The following is an 18728-nucleotide window of genomic DNA, read 5'->3' as shown; positions in this document are numbered from 1 at the left end:
CCTTCATCCGATTCCACTGGGAGTGAGTACGTTGACGACAGTCGAGATTTCCGCCGTTCCGGTCGCGTTCGACGGCGAGAGCCTGACCATCGACTCGGTGCGTCAGGTCGCCGAGGAGGGCGCGCAGGTCGCGGTCCCCGGTGAGGCGATGGCGAAGGCCCGCAGGAGCAGGGAGATCTTCGAGGGCATCGCCGAGCAGAACATCCCGATCTACGGGGTGACCACCGGCTACGGCGAGATGATCTACATGCAGGTGGACAAGTCCAAGGAGACCGAGCTGCAGACCAACCTGGTCCGCAGCCACAGCGCCGGTGTCGGGCCGCTGTTCGCCGAGGACGAGGCGCGCGCCGTCGTCGCCGCCCGCCTCAACACGCTGGCCAAGGGCTACTCCGCGGTGCGCCCGGAGATCCTGGAGCGCCTCGCCCTCTACCTCAACCTCGGCATCACCCCGGCGATCCCGCAGATCGGCTCCCTGGGCGCCAGTGGCGACCTCGCCCCGCTGTCCCACGTGGCCAGCACCCTGATCGGCGAGGGCTACGTGCTGCGCGACGGCAAGCCGGTGCCCACCCGCAAGGTCCTCGACGAGCTGGGCATCGAGCCGCTCCAGCTGAAGTTCAAGGAGGGCCTGGCCCTCATCAACGGCACTTCGGCGATGACCGGTCTCGGCTCGCTCGTGGTCGGCCGCGCCCTCGCGCAGGCCCGTCAGGCCGAGATCGTCACGGCGCTGCTCATCGAGACGCTGCGCGGCTCCACCAGCCCGTTCCTCGCCGAGGGCCACGACATCGCCCGCCCGCACCAGGGGCAGATCGACACGGCGGCCAACATGCGCGCGCTGATGGACGGCAGCAACCTGACGGTCGAGCACGCCGACCTGCGCCGTGAGCTCCAGGCCGACAAGGACGCCGGCAAGGACGTCCAGCGCTCCGAGATCTACCTGCAGAAGGCGTACTCGCTGCGGGCCATCCCGCAGATCGTCGGCGCCGTCCGCGACACTCTCTACCACGCGGTGCAGAAGCTGGAGATCGAACTCAACTCGGCCAACGACAACCCGCTGTTCTTCGAGGGCCAGGACGAGATCTTCCACGGCGCGAACTTCCACGGCCAGCCCATCGCGTTCGCCATGGACTTCGTGACCATCGCGCTGACCCAGCTCGGTGTGCTCGCCGAGCGCCAGGTCAACCGGGTGCTCAACCGTCACCTGAGCTACGGCCTGCCGGAGTTCCTGGTGGCCGGCGACCCCGGTCTGCACAGCGGCTTCGCCGGTGCCCAGTACCCGGCCACCGCGCTCGTCGCCGAGAACCGCACGATCGGCCCCGCCAGCACCCAGAGCGTGCCGTCCAACGGCGACAACCAGGACGTCGTCAGCATGGGTCTGATCGCCGCCCGCAACGCCCGCCGCGTCCTCGAGAACAACAACCGCATCCTCGCCGTCGAGTTCCTCGCCGCCGCGCAGGCCGTCGACATCTCGGGCCGTTTCGAGGGCCTGAGCCCGGCCGCCAAGGCCACGTACGACGCCGTCCGCGCGCTGGTCCCGACGCTGGGCGTGGACCGCTACATGGCCGACGACATCGAGCTGGTCGCCGCCGCCCTGTCGCGCGGAGAGTTCCTGGCGGCCCTGGACCGCTACACCGACGTCGTCCTGCGCTGACCCGGCGCCGGTCACCCGTCGCCCCTCGTCCACGGCGCGCGAGGCCGGCCGCAGACCGCGGCCGGCCCGCTCCGCCCCCCCCTGCCCGGCCCGCTGCCCGAAAGGACCCCGCACCCCATGACTGCCGCCCCGGTCGCCCCGCCGACCGACGCCCTTCCGCACGCCCTGCTCGACGCCTCGCCCGACCGGGCCGACGCGGAGTTCCTGCGGCTGACCGACGCGCTGTGGAAGGACGGCGCGGCCACGGACGGGGCCCTGGCCGAGGTGCCCCGGCTGGTGGCCGCCCTGTCCGGCGCCGACGAGCTGCGCCAGGGGTACCTCGCGCTGCTGCTCGGGCTCCTGGCCGAGACCGAGCACACCGCGGGCGGCGGTCCGCTGACCGAGGCGGTACGGGCCGGGCTCGCCGGCTATCTGCCGCTGCTCACCGGCTCCGAGCCGGGCGGTCCCACCCAGCTCGCCGCCCTGTACCTGCTCTCCCACCTCGGTGACGACCGGGAGCGGATCCTCGCCGCCGCGGCCGGCACCGAGCTCACCCCGGACGACCGCACCCGGCTGGAGCGCTGCCTGCAGCCGCTCGACCCCGAGGACGTCGTGCTGGGCCGGGTCTGGCCCTCGCCGTACGAGTGGCAGCTCGGCACCGAGGAGCTGGCCTTCGACCAGGACTGGATCCGCGCCCTGACGCCGGAGCAGCTCGCGGCGACCTGGTCGAGCGACACCCGCTCGGTACTCGCGTACACCGGTGCGAAGGCCCTGTGGGCCCTGCGCAACGGCCACCCGACGGTGGTCCGTGACACCAGCGTCCACGCCGACGCCCGCCCGGCCGAGCCGCCGGCCCCCCGCATCGAGGAGTTCAGCCGCTTCGCGGACGTGCTGCGCTGCCCCGCCTGCCGCGCCGCGCTGTCGTTCGCGGCCACCGGCGCGTCCTGCACCGGGTGCGAGCGGAGCTACACGCTGCCGCACGGTGTGCTCGACCTGTCCGCCGGCGCCGGCGAGCACGACGAGGACGACGTGCTGCAGAACGCGGCCGGTCTGCAGGGCATCGGCTTCCACTACGAGAACGTGCTGCGCCCGGCGTTCCTGCGGGTGATGGGGCAGAACTGGGGCGGGGCGATCAGCCCCGTCGACGAGGACGCCTATCTGACCGAGCAGCTGTCCGCGGTCGACGGTCCCGTCCTGGACGTCGCCGCGGGGGCGGGCCGCTGGACCGCCGTGGTCGCCGAGGCGGCCGCGGACGGCGGGGTGCTGGCCCTGGACCTGATCGCGCCCATGCTGGCAGGTCTGCGAGCCCGGCTGCCCGAGATCGCGACGCTGCGGGCCAGCGCCCTCGCGCTTCCGGTGGCGGACTCCTCCCTGGCGGCGGTCAACTGCTGGAACGCGCTCCAGGCGCTGCCGGACGCGGGCCGGGCGATCTCCGAGATCGGTCGCGCGCTGCGGCCGGGCGGCCGGCTGACGCTGCTGACGTTCCGCTGGGCGTCCGACCCGGTCTACCGCTACTTCCAGGGCTCGCACGCGTTCCCGGGCAGCCCGGACGGCATCAAGCTGTTCGAGACCGAGCAGGTCCATGCCTGGCTGGACGAGGCGGGGCTCTCGCCGGTGGCCGAGACCGGTCCCGGCACCTTCGTCATCATCACGGCGGAGAAGCGCTGACGGCGCTTCCGGAGGCTCCCGGGCGGTTCCCGGAAGCCGGGAACCGCCCGATCGGCCGGTGCCCGGTGGTCCCCACGGGCCCGTCGCGCACCGGCATTCCGCACTGAGCAACATCGAATATGGAACCGCCCATTGCTCGGTGCAACGATCCTTTCGGCCCAACTCCGGTGACCGATTCAGGAGAATTCATGCAGACCATCGAGGCGCCGTCCCGCGAAGAACTCGTCCGCCGTGCGACGGACCTGATCCCGCTGCTCCAGCGGAACGCGCCGGTCGGCGAGGAGAACCGCAACCTGTCCCAGGAGACGGTGGAGGCCCTCACCGAGGCCGGAATTCTCAAGATGCGCGTGCCGCACCGCTACGGCGGCTACCAGTCCGACATGCGCACCGTGGTCGACACGCTCGCCGAGCTCGCCCGGGGCGACGGCTCCGCCGCCTGGACCGCCTCGGTCTGGGCGATCAGCTCCTGGATGGTCGGCCTCTTCCCCGACGAGGTCCAGGACGAGGTCTTCTCGACCCCCGACGTCCGCGTCAGCGGCATCCTCAGCCCGACCGCCATGGCCACGCCGGTCCCCGGCGGCATCGTGCTCAACGGCAAGTGGTCCTTCAACTCCGGTGTCCAGCACAGCCACTGGAACACCAACGCCGCGATCCTCATCGGTGAGGACGGCGAGCCGCAGCCGATCATGGTGGCCATCCCGGTCTCCGACCTGACCATCGTGGACGACTGGCACACCGCCGGTCTGCGCGGGACCGGCAGCGTCAGCACGATCGCCGAGAACCTGTTCGTGCCGCAGGAGCGCGTGCTCCCGATGGTGCCGGTGCTCATGGGGCAGCACCGTTCGGTGCTCAACGCGGGCTCCCCGCTCTACAGCGCGCCGTTCATGCCGACCGCCTGTGCCACCATCTCCGCCCCGGCCCTCGGTCTCGCCCGCGCCGCCAAGGACGCGTTCCTGGACCGGCTGCCCGGCCGCAAGATCACGTACACCTCGTACGAGAGCCAGGCCGAGGCGCCGCTGACGCACCTCCAGGTCGCCGAGGCCACCGTGAAGATCGACGAGGCGGACTTCCACGCCCACCGCGCCGCCGCGATGGTCGACACCAAGGGTGCCGCCGGTGAGGAGTGGACGCTGGAGGAGCGGGCCCGGGTCCGCCTCGACCTCGGTGCCGTCACCCAGCGCGCCAAGGAGGCCGTGGACCTCCTCAACACCGCGAGCGGCGGCTCCTCGATCTACAGCTCGGTGCCGATCCAGCGCATCGAGCGGGACGTGCAGACCATCAACCTGCACGCGATCCTCCACCCCAACACCAACCTCGAACTGTACGGCCGGATCGTCTGCGGCCAGGAGCCCAACACCGTCTACCTGTAGGCCCACCCGAGATCCGCCGGAGGACTTCCCGATGGAAAGCCGCTGCCCTGTCGCCCTGGACCCCCTGGGCTCCGACATCCACGCCGAGGGCTCCCGCATACGGGCGCAGGGACCGGTGGCCCCGATCGAGCTGCCGGGCGGGGTGAGGGCCTGGTCGGTCACCGGCCACGCCGCCGCCCGGGAGATCCTCAGCGACCACCGCTTCTCCAAGGACGGCAGGCGGCACTTCGACGCCTACGTCGACGGCACGGTCGGCGAGGACTTCCCGCTGATCGGCTGGGTGCTCATGGAGAACATGACCACCGCCTACGGCGCCGACCACACCCGGCTGCGCAAGCCGTGCGCGCACGCCTTCACCCCGCGCCGGGTGGAGGCGCTGCGGCCGGCCGTGGAGGCGATCACCACCGAGCTGCTCGACGAGCTGGCCGCCCTTCCGGCCGGTGAGCCGGTGGACCTGAAGGGTCTGTTCGCCCACCCGCTGCCGGCCCGCGCCATCTGCGACCTGTTCGGGGTGCCCGCGGAGGACCGCGCCGAGATGCTGCGCGGCGGCGAGGTCAACGTCGACACCAGCATCTCGCCGGAGGAAGCCGCCGCCAACGTGGCCCGCTGGCACCAGGAGATGCTCGACTTCGTCGACTCCAAGCGGCGCTCGCCGGGCGACGACCTGACCAGTGACCTCGTCGCGGCCCAGCGGGCGGACAGCTCACTGCTGTCGGACGACGAGCTGGTCGGCACGCTGCACATCATGCTCGCCACCGGTACCGAGCCGGTGAAGAACCTCATCGCCAACGCCGTGCTCGCCCTGCTGACGCACCCGGAGCAGCTCGCCCTGGTCCGCTCCGGCGAGGCGACCTGGCAGGACGTCATCCAGGAGACGCTGCGGGTGGAGGCGCCCGTGGCGCACCTGCCGTTCCGCTTCCCCGTGGAGGACGTCGAGGTCGGCGGCGTCACGATCCCCAAGGGCGAGCCGGTGCTCGTCAACTACGCGGCGATCGGCCGCGACCCCGAGGTCCACGGCGCGGACGCCGACCGCTTCGACATCACGCGCGCCGACAAGGAGAGCCTCTCCTTCGGGCACGCCATCTACCGCTGCATCGGCCAACCCCTGGCCCTGCTGGAGGCGGAGGTCGCGCTGGCCGCGCTGTTCGAGCGGTTCCCGCACCTGGGCCTGGCCGTGCCGGCCGAGTCCATCGCCCCGCAGGGCACGTTCATCATGAACGGCGTCGCCGAGCTGCCGGTGCTGCTCGACGCCCGCCCGACGACCATGAAGGCCGCCGTGGTGCCCGAGGTGGGTGCCGCCTGGGAGCTGCGGGACGTCCCGGTTCCGCAGCCCGGCCCCGGCCAGGTGCTGATCCGGGTACGGGCCAGCGGTCTGTGCCACAACGACCTCTGGCTGACCGACGGCCACTTCCCGTTCCCCCAGTTCGACCCGGTCGTGGTCGGTCACGAGGCGGCGGGCGACGTCGTCGCCGTGGGTCCTGGCGTCACCCACCGCAAGGTCGGTGACCGGGTCGGCGCGACCTGGGTGCAGGGCACCTGCGGGACGTGCGACTACTGCCGGCTCAACCTGCCGCTGACCGGCCAGTCCGGCATGAACTGCGCTGCCCCCGTGATGAGCGGTCTGACCGTCCCCGGCCATCACGCCGAGTACGCGACCGTGCTCGCCGACTCGACGGTGCTGTTGCCCGACGAGGTCGGCTACGTGCAGGCGGCGCCCGTCCTGTGCGCCGGTTACACCTCGTGGAGCGCGCTGCGCGCCGCCGACCCCAAGCCGCACGAGCGGGTGGCGGTCCTCGGCATCGGCGGCCTCGGCCACCTGGCGCTGCAGTTCTCCCGGGCCTGCGGCTTCGACACGGTCGCGATCACCCGCTCCCCCGACAAGCACGACCTGGCCCGCGAGCTGGGGGCCTCCGTCGTCGTGGCCGACGGCGCGGAGCTGGCGGCCGCGGGCGGCGCCGACGTGATCCTGGTGACCGGCACCTCGTACGAGGCGGCCACCGAGGCGCTGCAGGGGCTGCGCCCCAACGGGCGCCTGGTGCTCGCCACCATCGACCCCGAGGGGTCCTTCTCGATCGGGCCGGCCAGCCCGGTCTGGGCGCAGCGCCAGCAGATCATCGGCGCCACCCACAACGGTCTCGAGCAGCTCACCGAGGCGCTGCGGCTGGTCGCCGAGGGCAAGGTCGACCCGATGGTCGAGGTCTTCCCCAAGGAGCGGATCGCCGAGGCGGTCGCCCTGGCCGCCAAGGGCGAGGTCCGGTTCCGGGCCGTCGTCACCTACTGATCCGCCACCGATCCGCCGTCACCGCCAGGAGCAGGAGAGATGAGCACAACGACCGCGCAGGCGATCCGCGAAGGGGAGCGCTGGGACCAGTCGTCCCCGGTCTCCGACGTCTTCAACGAGGGCCAGGCGCACCTGAGCTACTGGTTCGGTCCGGACGACGACACCCCGATGGCGGAAGCCTCCCGCCGGCTGACCCGCAAGGTCGTCGACGTGCTCGGCGTGCGGGCCGGCCAGCGGGTCCTCGACGCGGGCTGCGGGCCCGGCGGGCCGGCGCTGCTGGTCGCCGAGGAGACCGGCGCCGACGTCACGGGCGTGACGGTCAGCGGATTCGAGGCCGGTGCCGGCACGGAGAAGGCCGCCGCGCGCGGCCTGTCCGACCGGCTCCGGTTCGAGCACGGCAGCTACGCCGAGCTCGGCCACCACGCCGACGGTTCGTTCGACGCCGTGATGGCGATGGAATCGCTGCAGTACGCGCCGGACCTGGCCGCGGCCCTCGCCGAGCTGTTCCGGGTGGTGCGTCCGGGCGGTGCCCTGACGATGACCGACTACACGCTGGCCCCGGGCGTGCCGCGGGACGAGCGGGACGTGCTCGCCGAGAAGCTGGCCCTGCCGCTGCTCCAGCCGGTCGAGGAGTGGCTGGTGGCGCTGCGCGCGGCGGGCTTCCAGGTAGAGGAGTGGACCCAGTGCGGCCCGCGCGTGTTCGGCATGGGACCGAAGTACGTGGAGGCCGCCGAGGAGGGCCGGGAGACCTTGCGCGCGGCCTTCGGCGACGAGGCGGTCGCCGGGCTCAAGGAGGCGATGGCCGACTTCTTCAGCCCGGGCTCCGAGCGCGTCGCGTACAGCATCGTCACGGTCCGCAGGCCTCGTGTCTGAACGCCCCGGGTCCCCGTGACGCGGGAAATCCGGAGGGGGCCCGCCGCGTGAGCGGCGGGCCCCCTCCGTCGTCTGCGGCGGAAGTCACTCGGCGCCGTCGTCGTGGACGACCTCGCGGACTTCCACGGCGGTCAGCTTCGCGTCGGGGATGAGCGCCGCGAGTTCGACGGCGCGCTCCTTGGAGGCGACGTCGACGACGTAGTAGCCGCACAGGAACGATTCGCCCGGCACGTACGGTCCTTCGACGGACCGCACCGCGCCGTCCCTGACGGTGACGGTGGCGGTGTTCGTGGGGGCGTCGAGGGCCTTGGTGCCGACCATCTCACCGCTGCCGCGGATGATCTCCTGGAAGCGGTCGTGGCCGTCGAACACCTCCTGCTGCTCCTCTTCGGAGAGCTTGTCCCACAGGACGGGGTTCATGTGCATGATGAGCAGGAACTTCACCTGTCGTCACTCCTGGTTCTGGGCTGAGGGGAAATCGGTGGGGGCCGGCAGCGGGGCGCCGGGGTCGGCCACCAGCTCGCTCAGGACGTCGCGGAAGCCGGCGACCAGGCGCCGGACCGTGTTCTCGTCGTAGAGGTTGCTGCTGAAGCCGAGCTCGCCGATGAGCTCTCCGCTCGGGGAGATCTCCAGGCAGAGCAGGGTTCCGTCGGGGATGTCCGAGCCGACGCTCTGCGAGAGCACCTTGCGGCGCACGGCCCGGTAGGCGAGCGGTCCGATCCGCTCCCCCGCCATCGTGAACGGGGTCTGGATGACCTGGAACACGCACGACGCCAGGCCGTCGACGCCGACCCGGGCCATGAGCTCGGGCGCCTCGTCCAGAACGTGCGCCAGGGGGATCTCCCGGGTGTAGGCGTCCAGGCAGCTCTCGCGCGTACGGGCGAGCACGTCGTGGAAGGTGACGCAGTCGGTCAGGTCGGTGCGCAGCGGCAGGAAGTTGAAGAAGGAGCCGACGGCGTCCTGGAAGCGGGCCTGGGTGCGTCCCGGTGTGAAGGTGGGCACCACGACGTCGGTGTCACCGGTCTGCCGGTTGAGGAAGACGTTGAAGGCGGCGAGCAGCACGATGAAGGTCGAGCTGCGGGTGCCCGCGGCCAGCGTCGTCACCCGCTCGCGCAGCTCGGTGCCCCAGCCGAACCGGTGCCAGGAGGTGGAGAACTCCGGTGCCTCGCTGCGGGTCCGGTCGGTGGGCAGCGCGAGGGCGCGGGCGCCGTCGAGCTTGGTGCGCCAGAACGCACGGGCGGACCGCTCGGCCTCGCGGGCCTCGTCGGAGCGCTGCCAGTGCGCGTACTCGCGGTACTGCGGCGCGGGGGCGAGCGGCGGCAGGTCGGCTCCGGCGTGCCGGGCGTAGAGAACGGCGAGGTCGCGCAGGATGACCTGCATCGACCAGGCGTCGACGGCGGTGTGGTGGGCGATCAGCGCGAGGACGGCGTCCTCGTCGTCGAAGCGGCCGAGCACCGCGCGCAGCAGCGGCATGCGGCGGACGCCGATGGTGTCGGCGGCGAGTTCGTTGAGCAGCTCCTCGCCGGCGAGGTGGCGGGCCTCCTCGTCGGCCGGGTCGGTCGCGGGCAGCTCCCGGACCTCCAGCGGCACCGGCGCGGGGGCGAGGATCCGCTGGTGGCGCGGCTCGGCGTCCCGGACGACGGTGGTGCGCAGCGCCTCGTGCCGGACGACGACGTCGTCGAGGGCGGCCTGCAGCAACGCGATGTCGACGCGGCCGCTCACCCGCCAGCCGTCGACGATGTGGAAGCGGGGGCCGAACGGTCCCATGTCGTCGCCCTTGTCCCACAGGCACAGGAACTCCTGCTGGACCGCGAGAGGGAACCCTTCGGCCGGCGCGAGGTCGGCGACGGTCACGCGGCCCTGCTCTCCGCCGCCGCTTCGACGGCCTCGCCGACGGCCCGCAGGAAGGCGGCCAGGTCCGGGTCCTCGAACAGGACGCGGATGTCGAGCTCGGCGCCGAGGTCCGACTCGACCCGGGCCACGATCCGTACGGCGGAGACCGACTGGCCGCCGAGGGCGAAGAAGGTGCGGTCCTCCTGGCCCGCGGCCGGGCGCAGGATGTCCGTCCAGATGCGGGTGGCGGTCTCCACGACACTGTTCGTCACGGGTGTGTTCTCCTCAGTCACGGAACGCTTCGTTCCTGGTCTTCCTGAGCTCGTCGAAGGAGGAGAGGTCCGGGACGGTCCAGCCGTCCAGGTCATACTCGCTCATGCAGTCGTCGACAAAACTCTTGTACTGGTCCAGTTGGCCGCTGACGGTCTGGGAGAAGAGCAGCTCGACGCGGGTGTTCTCGTGGCTGCCCGCGTAATTGCGCTCGTACAGCTCGTGGCGGCCGCCGAATTCGGTGCCCACCGCGTCCCACAGCAGCTTCATGACCTTGACGCGCCCCTCGGCGTCCGTGCCGCCCGAGCCGCGCACGTACTTGTCGAGGTAGGGGCGGATCTCGGGGTTGGCGAAGTCGTCGGCGCTGGAATTGACGTAGATCAGGCCGCTCGCGACGTCCTGCTGGACGATCTCCTTGATGCGGGGATAGCCGATCTGCATGAACCAGCGGTAGGCCATGCCGTACTCGGGGTTGGGCAGCAGGGCCCCGTTCTTCCACTCCACGGGGTTGCGCGCGGCGGCGTCGGAGAGCCCCCAGAACAGGTTGCGCCAGGCGAGCACCTCGCCGAGGCGGCTCTGCACGCCGCGGAACTCGCTGGTGCCGGTGACCTCCAGGGCCTTGGCGAGGAGCCCGGCGAGGAACTCCAGCTTCACCGCGAGGCGGGTGCAGCCGTGGAAGGTGAACCGCTCGGGGAAGCCGGACTTGGCGGTGAACATCTGGACCTTGCCCAGGTCCCCGTAGATGAAGACGTTCTCCCAGGGGATGAGCACCTTGTCCATGACGAGGATCGTGTCGTTCTCGTCGAGGCGCGAGCTCAGCGGGTAGTCGAAGGGGGTGCCGGCCAGGGCGGCCGTGGCGGAGTAGGACGGGCGGCAGATCAGCTTGAGCCCGGGCGCGTCCATCGGAACGGTCGCGACCAGCGCGAATTCGCGTTCCTTGACCGGCAGCCCGTAGTGGGCGATGAAGTTGTAGTGGGTGAGCGCCGAGCCCGTCGCCACCACCTTGGCGCCGCTGACCACCAGACCGGCGTCGGTCTCCTTCTCGACGTGCACGAACACGTCCTTGACCTGGTCCGGCGGGAGGTTGCGGTCGACCGGCGGGTGGACGATCGCGTGGTTCCAGTAGAGGACCTTCTCCTGCGACTCCCGGTACCAGCGCCGCGCGTTGTCCGCGAACGGGCCGTAGAAGTCCGCGTTCGCCCCGAGCGTGCCGAGGAACGACGCCTTGTAGTCGGGGCTGCGGCCCATCCAGCCGTAGCTGAGCCGGGACCACTCGGCGATCGCCTTCTGGTCGGCGACGAGGTCGTCGACCGAGCGGGGCGTGGTGAAGAAGCGGTGCGTGTAGCCGTCGCTGCCGGTGTCGGTGGGGGCGGTGAGGACCGGCTGGCGCTTCGGGTCGTGCAGCGCGTCGTAGAGGCGGGCGGTCATCCGGATCGGGTTGTGGAAGGCCGGATGGGTCGTGACGTCCTTGACCTTGTCCCCGTAGATGTAGACCTCGCGGCCGTCGCGCAGGCTCTCCACGTACTCATCGCCGGTGAACGGGCGTGTCCTGCGGCGCTCTTCAGCCATGGTGTTCCTCTCCTCGCCCAGGGCAGCGAGTCTGGCACCACGGCCCCTGCGGGGCCTTATCCCAGATTGCCGCCTTGAGAGCACGGCAGAAGATGCAGGGCTCGTTCCGCTCGCGAAGAATGAGCGCCGACTGTCTTTCGCAGTTCCCCCGAGCGGAGGCCGAACCCCATGCCCGACCAGGTCGTTCTCGACGTCTGGCTCAACGACTACCCGGTCGTTCCGCTGTTTCTGAGCGAGACCAGGGAACTGGCCGAGGAGTTCGAGCGGACCCACCCCGGGGTGCGGGTCGAGGTCCGCGGGGTCGACCACCTGAAGCTCCCCGAGGAGGTGGCCCGCGCCGCCCGCGAGGGGCGTCCGCCCGCCATCGTGCAGAGCTTCTACACCTCGACGCAGCTCTCCCGCGACCTGCTCGCGGCCGACGGCTCGCCGCTGTTCACCTCCGTGGAGCGGGCCATCGGCGGCCGCGACAAGATCCTCGGTGTGCCGGTGCGCCTCGACGACCTGGTGCCGGCCGCCCGCGACTACTACACCTTCGACGGCGAGGGGCTCTTCGCCCTCCCGCCGCTGACGTCGACGACCCTGCTGTACGCGAACACCACCGTGCTGGAAGCCGCCGGCGTGCGCTCCGTGCCGCGCACCTGGGAGGAGCTGACCACCGCCTGCGAGGCGGTGGCGCGCCTGGACGGCGGGCCCTCGCACCGGGTGACCTGGCCCAACCACGGCTGGTTGTTCCAGCAGGCGGTCGCCCAGCAGGGCGCCCTGCTCGCCGCTCCCGGCAACGGGCGGACGGAGCGCGCCACCTCCGTCGAGGCCGACTCGCCCGCGGTGCTGCGCTTCGCCCGCTGGTGGCAGGCGCTGCACGCGGACGGCCACTACCTCTACTCCGGCCTGCGGTCGGCCGGCGACGACACCTACCCGGCGTGGGAACGCAACTACCGCGCGTTCGCCGAGCAGCGGGTGGCGTTCGTGCTCAGCACCTCCGTGGAGGCCGACCGGATGGTGCAGGCGGGCCGTGACGGGGGCTTCGAGGTCGTGGCGGCGCCCATGCCGCACAGCGCCGAGGCGCCCTACGCGGGCAACGTCATCGGGGGCGACTCGCTGTGGCTCACGTCCGGGCTCGACCCCGCTGCCCGTGACGCCGCGCTCGCCTTCCTGCTGACCTTCCTGACCCCGCGCAACGCCGCCGAACGCCACAAGACGAGCGGCTTCATCCCCGTCACCGAGTCCGCCCGGGCCCTCCTGGAGGAGGAGGGCTGGTTCGAGGCGAACCCCCACCACCGGGTCGCCCTCGACCAGCTCGCCGCGGGCGAGCGCGCGACCGCCGCGAACGGGGCGCTGGTCGGCGACTTCGTGGGGATCCAGGACACGCTGACCGCGGCGATGCACGACGTGCTCACGGCGGGCGCCGACCCCTCCGAGCGGTTCGCCGTCGCCAGGTCCGAGGCGCAGCGCCTCCTCGACGACCACAACGCCCACTGCCTCGGCCTGGTGCCCGGGCAGCGCGGGCCGCACCGCTTCCGGGTCGGCTGATCACCCGGCCCGCACAGGACCTTTCTCTGGAGGAAACACAGTGGCGCAGAACCTGGACACGGCTCCCCGTACGAGACCGGCTCCGGACGTGGTGGAGCCGCGCCCCGCGACCAAGCGGTCCGCCGCCCCGGTGTGGTGGCGGCGCCCGTGGGTGCTGCCGCTCGGCGTCGTGGTGTTCGCGTTCCTCAGCTTCGTGTGGCCGCCGTACCTGGGCCTGGATCCGAAGGCTTCGCTCATACCCATCCGGCCCGACGCCCCGCAGCACTACCCGATGCTGGTCGCCCACATCGCCACCGGCACGATCGCGCTGGTGACGGTCGTGCTGCAGCTGTGGCCGTGGCTGCGCCGCCGCCACCCCGCCGCGCACCGGTTCACAGGGCGGGCCTACGTGTTCGCGGGCGTCCTGCCCTCCGCGCTGCTCGCCTTCTTCATCACCCCGCTGTCGATGGGCCCCTCGGTCGGCACCACCCTCGGCGGCGTGCTGTGGCTGTTCACCACCGGCATGGGCTTCACCCGCGCGGTGCAGGGGCGCGTCCAGGCGCACCGGATGTGGATGCTCTACAGCTTCGCCTTCGCCATCAACATCGTGTGGGGCCGGGTCTTCGTCGTCCTGCTGATGAGCCTCGGCGTGCAGAGCCAGACGATCTGGGGACAGGTCGCCGGCACCGCGCCGTGGCTCGGCTGGGTCATCAACCTCTTCCTCGTCCAGTGGTGGCTGAACCGCACCGCCGACCGTCCGCTGAAGGAAATCGTCTGAGCGCCCGCCGCCGGCGACCCGAGGGACAGAAGGAACAGGGATCGAAGTGAGCGAACTGCTGAAGAACAAGGTCGTGGTGGTGTCCGGTGTCGGTCCCGGCCTCGGCCGGGCGCTGGCGCTGGGTGCCGCGCGGGCGGGCGCCGACGTCGTGCTCGCGGCGCGAACCGCCTCCGTGCTGGAGGAGACCGCCGCGGCCGTCGAGGCGACCGGCCGCCGCGCCCTCGCCGTACCGACCGACATCACCGACGAGGCCGCCGTCGAGGCACTGGTCAAGGCGGCCGTGGACACCTTCGGCCGGGTGGACGGTCTGGTCAACAACGCCTTCGCGGTGCCCCCGATGGCGCCGCTCGCCGACGTGGCGATCGACGACATCCGCTCCGGCTTCGAGACCAACGTGTACGCGGCGCTGCGGCTGACCCGGCTGTTCGCCCCGGCGCTCGCCGGGGCCAAGGGCTCCGTCGTCATGATCAACTCGGTCGCGATCCGGCACTCCAAGCCGCTCTTCGGCACGTACAAGATGGCGAAGGCGAGCCTGCTGGCGCTCGCCCAGAGCCTGTCGAGCGAACTCGGCCCGCAGGGCGTCCGCGTCAACACGGTCGCTCCCGGATACATCTGGGCACCGGCCCTCCAGGGCTACTTCGCCCACCTCGCCGGCGAGCGCGGGGTCCCCGAGCAGCAGGTGTACGACGAGGTCGCGGCCGGCCTCGACCTGCGCAGGCTGCCCGAGCCGCAGGAGATCGCCGACAGCGTCCTGTTCCTGCTGTCCGACCTGTCCCGGGCCGTCACCGGACAGTGCCTGGACGTCAACGGCGGCGAGTTCCACCACTGACCCGGTCGTCCCGGCAGGGACGCGACCACGCCCACCTCGAACCACCACGGGAGACCCCATGAACAGCGCCGCGGCGACCGCCCTGGCCGAGTCCGTCACCGGCGAGGTCGTCCTGCCGGGCGACGCGGCCTACGACGACGTGAAGGACATCTTCGTCCACAAGGGACGGCCGGACGTCGTCGTCCGCTGTCACGGCGCCGAGGACGTGCGCCTGGCCCTCGCGTTCGCGCGCGAGCAGGGCCTGCGCGTCTCGGTGCGCAGCGGCGGCCACAGCAACGCGGGCCTGAGCACCGACGTCGGCGGCCTGGTCGTCGACGTCTCGCCGCTGAACGGCGTGGAGGTCCTCGACGCCGAGCGCGGCCTGGTCCGCATCGGCCCCGGCGCGCAGTGGGGTCAGGTGGCCCGGGTGCTGACGGAGCACGGCCTGTCCTTCTCCTCCGGCGACACCGACCAGGTGGGCGTGGGCGGCCTACTGGTCGGCGGCGGCATCGGCTGGACGGTGCGCTCCACCGGTCTCGCGATCGACAACCTGGTGGCGGCCGAGGTCGTCACCGCGGACGGCCGGGTCCTGCGCGCCTCCGCCGACGAGCACGCCGACCTCTTCTGGGGGCTGCGCGGCGGCGGCGGCAACTTCGGTGTGGTGACCTCCTTCGAGGTGGCCGCCAAGCAGCTGCCGAAGGTGCACTTCGGATCCGTCGTCTACCCCGCCGCCGAGGCGGCCTCGGTGGTGAAGGGCTGGGCCCGCGCGCTGCGCGAGGCGCCCGAGGAGCTGACCTCGCACGTGCAGCTGTTCCCGTCGTTCGGCGGTGACCCGGCGCCGGTGAACATCCTGGTCTGCTACGCGGGCGACGACGTCGCCGCCGCGGGCGCGGCCATCGCCCCGCTGCTCGAACTGGGCACGGTGGAGAGCAAGGACATCAACCTGGTCGCCTACCCGGACGTGCTCGACCAGGCGGGCGAGCTCCCGCCGGACTGGGAGCCGATGGTGCGCAACCGCTTCGCGCGCGAGTGCTCCGACGAGCTGGTCGACACCCTGCTCACCGGTGCGGCCGCCTTCGACAACCTCTTCGTGGAACTGCGCAGCCTCGGCGGTGCGCTGGGCCGGGTGCCGGCCGACGCCACCGCGTTCGGGCACCGCGACGCGGAGGTCCTGGTGAACACGGCCAAGCTCGGTCCGCGTGCCGACAACGAGGCCGCCCTGCCGGAGCTGTCCGCGTTCTGGTCGGCGCTCGCCCCGTTCACCGAGGGCGCCTACAGCGGCTTCCTCAGCGAGCTGGACGCCGACGACCTGGCCGCCGTCTACCCGCCGGAGACGTACGAGCGGCTGCGGGCGGTCAAGGACGCCTACGACCCGGAGAACGTGTTCTGCCGCAACGCCAACGTCGCTCCGCGCAGCCGGGCCTGACGTCTCACCACGGGAAGGACACCCCATGACCACCCTTGTCGCCACGGACGTCCCCGGCGTCGGCGTCGCGCCGCCGGAGCCGGGCCTCACTCCCGGGGAGGTGGTGCGCCGCGCCGAGCGGCTCGCGGCCGGCCTCGTGGCCCGGCAGGCGGAGACCGAGCAGCGCACCTACTACGCGGCCGACACCCACGAGGAGTTCGCGCGGGCCGGTCTCTACCGGATCCTGGTGCCCCGCAGGTACGGCGGGTACGAGTTCGGCGCCGAGACCTTCCTCAAGGTCACGATGGCCCTGTCCCGGGGCTGCCCGTCGACGGGCTGGATGTACTGCCTGGGCGCGGCACACTCCCTCGCCGTCGCCTCGCTGTTCGAGGAGCGCACGCAGGCCGAGCTGTTCGCCGACGGAGACTTCATCAGTCCGGCGACCATCACCCCGGCCGGCACCGCGCGGCGTGCCCCCGACGGCGGCTGGATCATCGACGGCACCTTCCCCTACTGCTCCGGCGCCCCCTACGCCACGCACTTCATCGGGCACACCGTCATCGAGGACGAGGAGGCCGGCGAGGGCGCGGAGCCGAAGCTGCTGCTGTTCGTCGCCCCGCGCTCCGAGTGGACGATGCTCGACGACTGGGGCCGCCAGCTCGGCCTCAAGGGCAGTGGCTCGCACAGCGTCTCCTTCCGCGGCGGACGGGTCCCGGCGCACTACGCGATCGAGGCCACTCACCTGAGCGAGGTCGACGTCAGCGCCGGCACGCCCGGCCGGGCGCTGCACGGCAACGGGCAGTACGGCGGCGGCCCGCTGAGCTTCATGCTGCTGGAGTCGGCCGCCGTGGCGGTGGGCATGGCGCAGGGCGCGCTGGACGCCTACGAGGAGCTGATGCGCTCGCGCACCACCATCTTCACCGGCACCTCGCGCGCCGAGGACCCCGACTACCAGTACTGGTACGGACACGCCTCGGGCATGATCGCGACCGCCGAGGCGGCGCTGCTGCACGCCGTGCGCCGGTGGGAGGAGCTGTGCGCCAGGCCGCCGGAGGACTTCACCCGTGAGGAGGACCTGCGGCTCGCCACCATCTGCCGCGAGGTGCTGAAGCTCGCCTGGGGCGCGGTGGAGCGGCATCTGTTCCCGACCGCCGGGTCGAGCGCCGTGCGCTCCGGCGAGCGCATCGAACGGATCTGGCGCGACATGTCGACCCAGCACAGTCACGCCGGGATCGGCGTTCTGCTGCAGAGCGTCGCCACCCGCGAGTACGCCAAGGTCCGCTTCGGCGTCGCCGAAGGCTCCCACTCGTGACCGCCGCCGCCGACACGCGCATCCGGCCCGCGCTGCCCGGCGAGCCGGAGTACGCGCGTGCCGCGGCCGTCTTCAACGAGGCCGCGCCGGCCCGCCCCGCGGCGGCGCTGACCGCCCGTACGGTCGCCGAGGTGCGCGCGGCCGTACGGTACGGGCGCACCGCCGGCCTGCCGGTCCGGGTGCACACCACCGGCCACTCCGCCGGGGCGGCCCGGCCGATGGACGGCCAGCTGCTGATCCGTACCGAACTCGGCGGCGGGGTCAGGGTCGACCCCGCGCGCCGCACCGCCTGGATCCCGGCCGGCACCCGCTGGGCCGACGTGGTGGCCGCGGCGGCCGGGCACGGCCTGGCCGCCGCGCACGGCACGTCGCCGACCGTCGGCGCCGTCGGCTATCTGCTGCGCGGCGGGGTGAGCCTGTACGGCCGCAGGACCGGCATCGCGGCCAACGGGGTGACGGCCGCCGAGGTCGTGACCGCCGACGGCGAGGTGCGCCGGGTCGACGCCGGCCACGAGCCGGAGCTGCTGTGGGCGCTGCGCGGCGGCGGTGGCGGACTCGGTGTGGTCACCGGCGTGGAGCTGGAGCTGTTCCCGGCCGCCGGGGTGGTCACCGGAGCGGCCTTCTGGGCCGGCCGGCACGCCGAGCGACTGCTCGGACGGTGGCTCGAGTGGGCCGCCGACGCTCCGCGCGAGGTGTCCACCTCGCTGCGGATCATGAACCTGCCGCCGGTGCCCGAGATCCCGGTCGAACTGCGCTCGGGGCCCGTGGTATGCGTGGCCGGCGCGGTGCTCGCCCCGACCGGGGGTGATCTGGCGACCGCCGGGCGCCAGGCCGACGACCTGCTGGGGCCGCTGCGTGCCGTCGCCGCCCCGCTGGAGGACAGCTGGGCACCGGGCGCCCCCCCTGCGGTCGCGCAGGCCCACCAGGACCCGCCGGGTCCGGTGGAGGTGCTCGGCGACCACCTGCTCGTCGGCGACCTGCGCGGGGAAGGGGCCGAGGCCCTGCTCCACGCGGTCGGGCCCGGCTCGGCTTCTCCGCTGGTCGCCGCCGAACTGCGGCAGCTGGGCGGCGCGCTGGCCGAGGCGGACCCGCGCGGCGGCGTCCTCGACCATCTGCCGGCCGCCTACGCGGTGATGGCCGCGGGACTCCCCGGCCTGCGTCCGGCGCAGGCGATCCGGGAGCGCTGCGCGAGCCTGCGCGCCGCGCTCGCCCCCTGGGACACCGGTCGCACCGCACCCGGGTTCGTGGAGAGCCCGGACCAGCCGCAGGGCCATCTGGACGAGGCGGACATCGCTGCCGTGGACCGTGTCCGGCTGGCGTACGACCCGGACGGGCTGTTCCGGCCCGACGCCATGACCGGCACGTCTGACCTTTCTCCGACGGGCCTTCCCCCCACCCCGCACCACGCACACGAGGAATGAGAGA

At 72.4% G+C, this 18728-nt stretch carries 15 protein-coding genes; 11 read left to right on the top strand and 4 right to left on the bottom strand.

Translation table 11 applies throughout. The features are described 5' to 3' along the window. Nucleotides 1–31 precede the first annotated feature (31 nt). The 5 genes from cmdF to ACF1ED_RS33180 all read left to right on the top strand — a co-directional run bounded on the left by cmdF (nt 32) and on the right by ACF1ED_RS33180 (nt 7819). Nucleotides 32–1648 carry a tyrosine 2,3-aminomutase gene (cmdF, locus tag ACF1ED_RS33200; protein ID WP_391766883.1) on the top strand — a complete coding sequence of 539 codons (1617 nt, stop codon included), beginning with the start codon at nt 32–34 and terminating at the stop codon, nt 1646–1648. A gap of 117 nt (nt 1649–1765) precedes the next feature. Next, complete coding sequence (locus ACF1ED_RS33195; protein WP_391766881.1) at nt 1766–3295, top strand: class I SAM-dependent methyltransferase; 1530 nt, start codon at nt 1766–1768, stop codon at nt 3293–3295. A 188-nt stretch (nt 3296–3483) separates the two neighbouring features. After that, nucleotides 3484–4665, top strand: a complete 1182-nt coding sequence (locus tag ACF1ED_RS33190) for an acyl-CoA dehydrogenase family protein (RefSeq protein ID WP_391766879.1) — start codon at nt 3484–3486, stop codon at nt 4663–4665. Between the two features lie 31 nt (nt 4666–4696). After that, the gene (locus ACF1ED_RS33185; protein ID WP_391766877.1) at nt 4697–6946 is read left to right on the top strand and encodes a cytochrome P450; all 2250 of its coding nucleotides are present in this window, start codon (nt 4697–4699) and stop codon (nt 6944–6946) included. A gap of 39 nt (nt 6947–6985) precedes the next feature. Continuing rightward, entirely contained in the window at nt 6986–7819 is an 834-nt protein-coding gene (locus tag ACF1ED_RS33180) for an SAM-dependent methyltransferase (RefSeq protein WP_391766875.1), read from the top strand. An 84-nt stretch (nt 7820–7903) separates the two neighbouring features. On the opposite strand, the gene ACF1ED_RS33175 is transcribed toward ACF1ED_RS33180, so the two are convergent. The 4 genes from ACF1ED_RS33175 to ACF1ED_RS33160 are packed head-to-tail and all read right to left on the bottom strand — an operon-like array spanning nt 7904 to nt 11491. After that, the gene (locus tag ACF1ED_RS33175) at nt 7904–8263 is read right to left on the bottom strand and encodes a YciI family protein (RefSeq protein WP_391766873.1); all 360 of its coding nucleotides are present in this window, start codon (nt 8261–8263) and stop codon (nt 7904–7906) included. A gap of 6 nt (nt 8264–8269) precedes the next feature. Then, a complete protein-coding gene (locus ACF1ED_RS33170) occupies nt 8270–9673 on the bottom strand; it encodes a condensation domain-containing protein (protein WP_391766871.1) in 1404 nt (467 codons plus the stop codon). Beyond that, a complete protein-coding gene (locus ACF1ED_RS33165; RefSeq protein ID WP_391766869.1) occupies nt 9670–9924 on the bottom strand; it encodes a phosphopantetheine-binding protein in 255 nt (84 codons plus the stop codon). Before ACF1ED_RS33165 ends, ACF1ED_RS33170 begins: the two co-directional genes overlap by 4 nt. Nucleotides 9925–9937: 13 nt before the next feature. Then, nucleotides 9938–11491, bottom strand: a complete 1554-nt coding sequence (locus tag ACF1ED_RS33160; RefSeq protein WP_391766867.1) for a 4-hydroxyphenylacetate 3-hydroxylase family protein — start codon at nt 11489–11491, stop codon at nt 9938–9940. 168 nt (nt 11492–11659) lie between these two features. On the opposite strand from ACF1ED_RS33160, the gene ACF1ED_RS33155 reads away from it, so the two are divergent. From ACF1ED_RS33155 to ACF1ED_RS33130, 6 genes are read left to right on the top strand one after another with little or no spacing between them, the layout of a single operon-like run. Next, nucleotides 11660–13021 carry an extracellular solute-binding protein gene (locus ACF1ED_RS33155; RefSeq protein ID WP_391766865.1) on the top strand — a complete coding sequence of 454 codons (1362 nt, stop codon included), beginning with the start codon at nt 11660–11662 and terminating at the stop codon, nt 13019–13021. A 40-nt stretch (nt 13022–13061) separates the two neighbouring features. Beyond that, nucleotides 13062–13778, top strand: coding sequence for a DUF2306 domain-containing protein (locus ACF1ED_RS33150; RefSeq protein WP_391766863.1), 717 nt, complete (start codon nt 13062–13064; stop codon nt 13776–13778). A gap of 46 nt (nt 13779–13824) precedes the next feature. Then, nucleotides 13825–14607: an SDR family oxidoreductase gene (locus tag ACF1ED_RS33145; RefSeq protein WP_391766861.1), complete on the top strand. Its 783-nt coding sequence runs from the start codon at nt 13825–13827 to the stop codon at nt 14605–14607. Nucleotides 14608–14665: 58 nt separating this feature from the next. Then, a complete protein-coding gene (locus ACF1ED_RS33140; RefSeq protein WP_391766859.1) occupies nt 14666–16012 on the top strand; it encodes an FAD-binding oxidoreductase in 1347 nt (448 codons plus the stop codon). 25 nt (nt 16013–16037) lie between these two features. Continuing rightward, nucleotides 16038–17303, top strand: coding sequence for an acyl-CoA dehydrogenase family protein (locus tag ACF1ED_RS33135; RefSeq protein WP_391766857.1), 1266 nt, complete (start codon nt 16038–16040; stop codon nt 17301–17303). Beyond that, nucleotides 17300–18724, top strand: coding sequence for an FAD-binding protein (locus ACF1ED_RS33130; RefSeq protein ID WP_391766855.1), 1425 nt, complete (start codon nt 17300–17302; stop codon nt 18722–18724). Before ACF1ED_RS33135 ends, ACF1ED_RS33130 begins: the two co-directional genes overlap by 4 nt. The last annotated feature ends 4 nt before the right edge of the window (nt 18725–18728 follow it).

The sequence above is a fragment of the Streptomyces sp. NPDC014656 genome (assembly GCF_043084305.1).
Lineage (GTDB): Bacteria > Actinomycetota > Actinomycetes > Streptomycetales > Streptomycetaceae > Streptomyces.
The sequence above is the reverse complement of the archived record's forward strand: the minus strand, read 5'-3'. Positions and strand labels throughout refer to the sequence as shown.

What these genes read in the sequence shown, in the direction of transcription:
- ACF1ED_RS33195 (WP_391766881.1), top strand. Translation starts at nt 1,766, where the DNA reads ATGACTGCCGCCCCGGTCGCCCCGCCGACCGACGCCCTTCCGCACGCC.
- ACF1ED_RS33190 (WP_391766879.1), top strand. Translation starts at nt 3,484, where the DNA reads ATGCAGACCATCGAGGCGCCGTCCCGCGAAGAACTCGTCCGCCGTGCG.
- ACF1ED_RS33185 (WP_391766877.1), top strand. Translation starts at nt 4,697, where the DNA reads ATGGAAAGCCGCTGCCCTGTCGCCCTGGACCCCCTGGGCTCCGACATC.
- ACF1ED_RS33180 (WP_391766875.1), top strand. Translation starts at nt 6,986, where the DNA reads ATGAGCACAACGACCGCGCAGGCGATCCGCGAAGGGGAGCGCTGGGAC.
- ACF1ED_RS33160 (WP_391766867.1), bottom strand. Translation starts at nt 11,491, where the DNA reads ATGGCTGAAGAGCGCCGCAGGACACGCCCGTTCACCGGCGATGAGTAC.
- ACF1ED_RS33155 (WP_391766865.1), top strand. Translation starts at nt 11,660, where the DNA reads ATGCCCGACCAGGTCGTTCTCGACGTCTGGCTCAACGACTACCCGGTC.
- ACF1ED_RS33140 (WP_391766859.1), top strand. Translation starts at nt 14,666, where the DNA reads ATGAACAGCGCCGCGGCGACCGCCCTGGCCGAGTCCGTCACCGGCGAG.
- ACF1ED_RS33135 (WP_391766857.1), top strand. Translation starts at nt 16,038, where the DNA reads ATGACCACCCTTGTCGCCACGGACGTCCCCGGCGTCGGCGTCGCGCCG.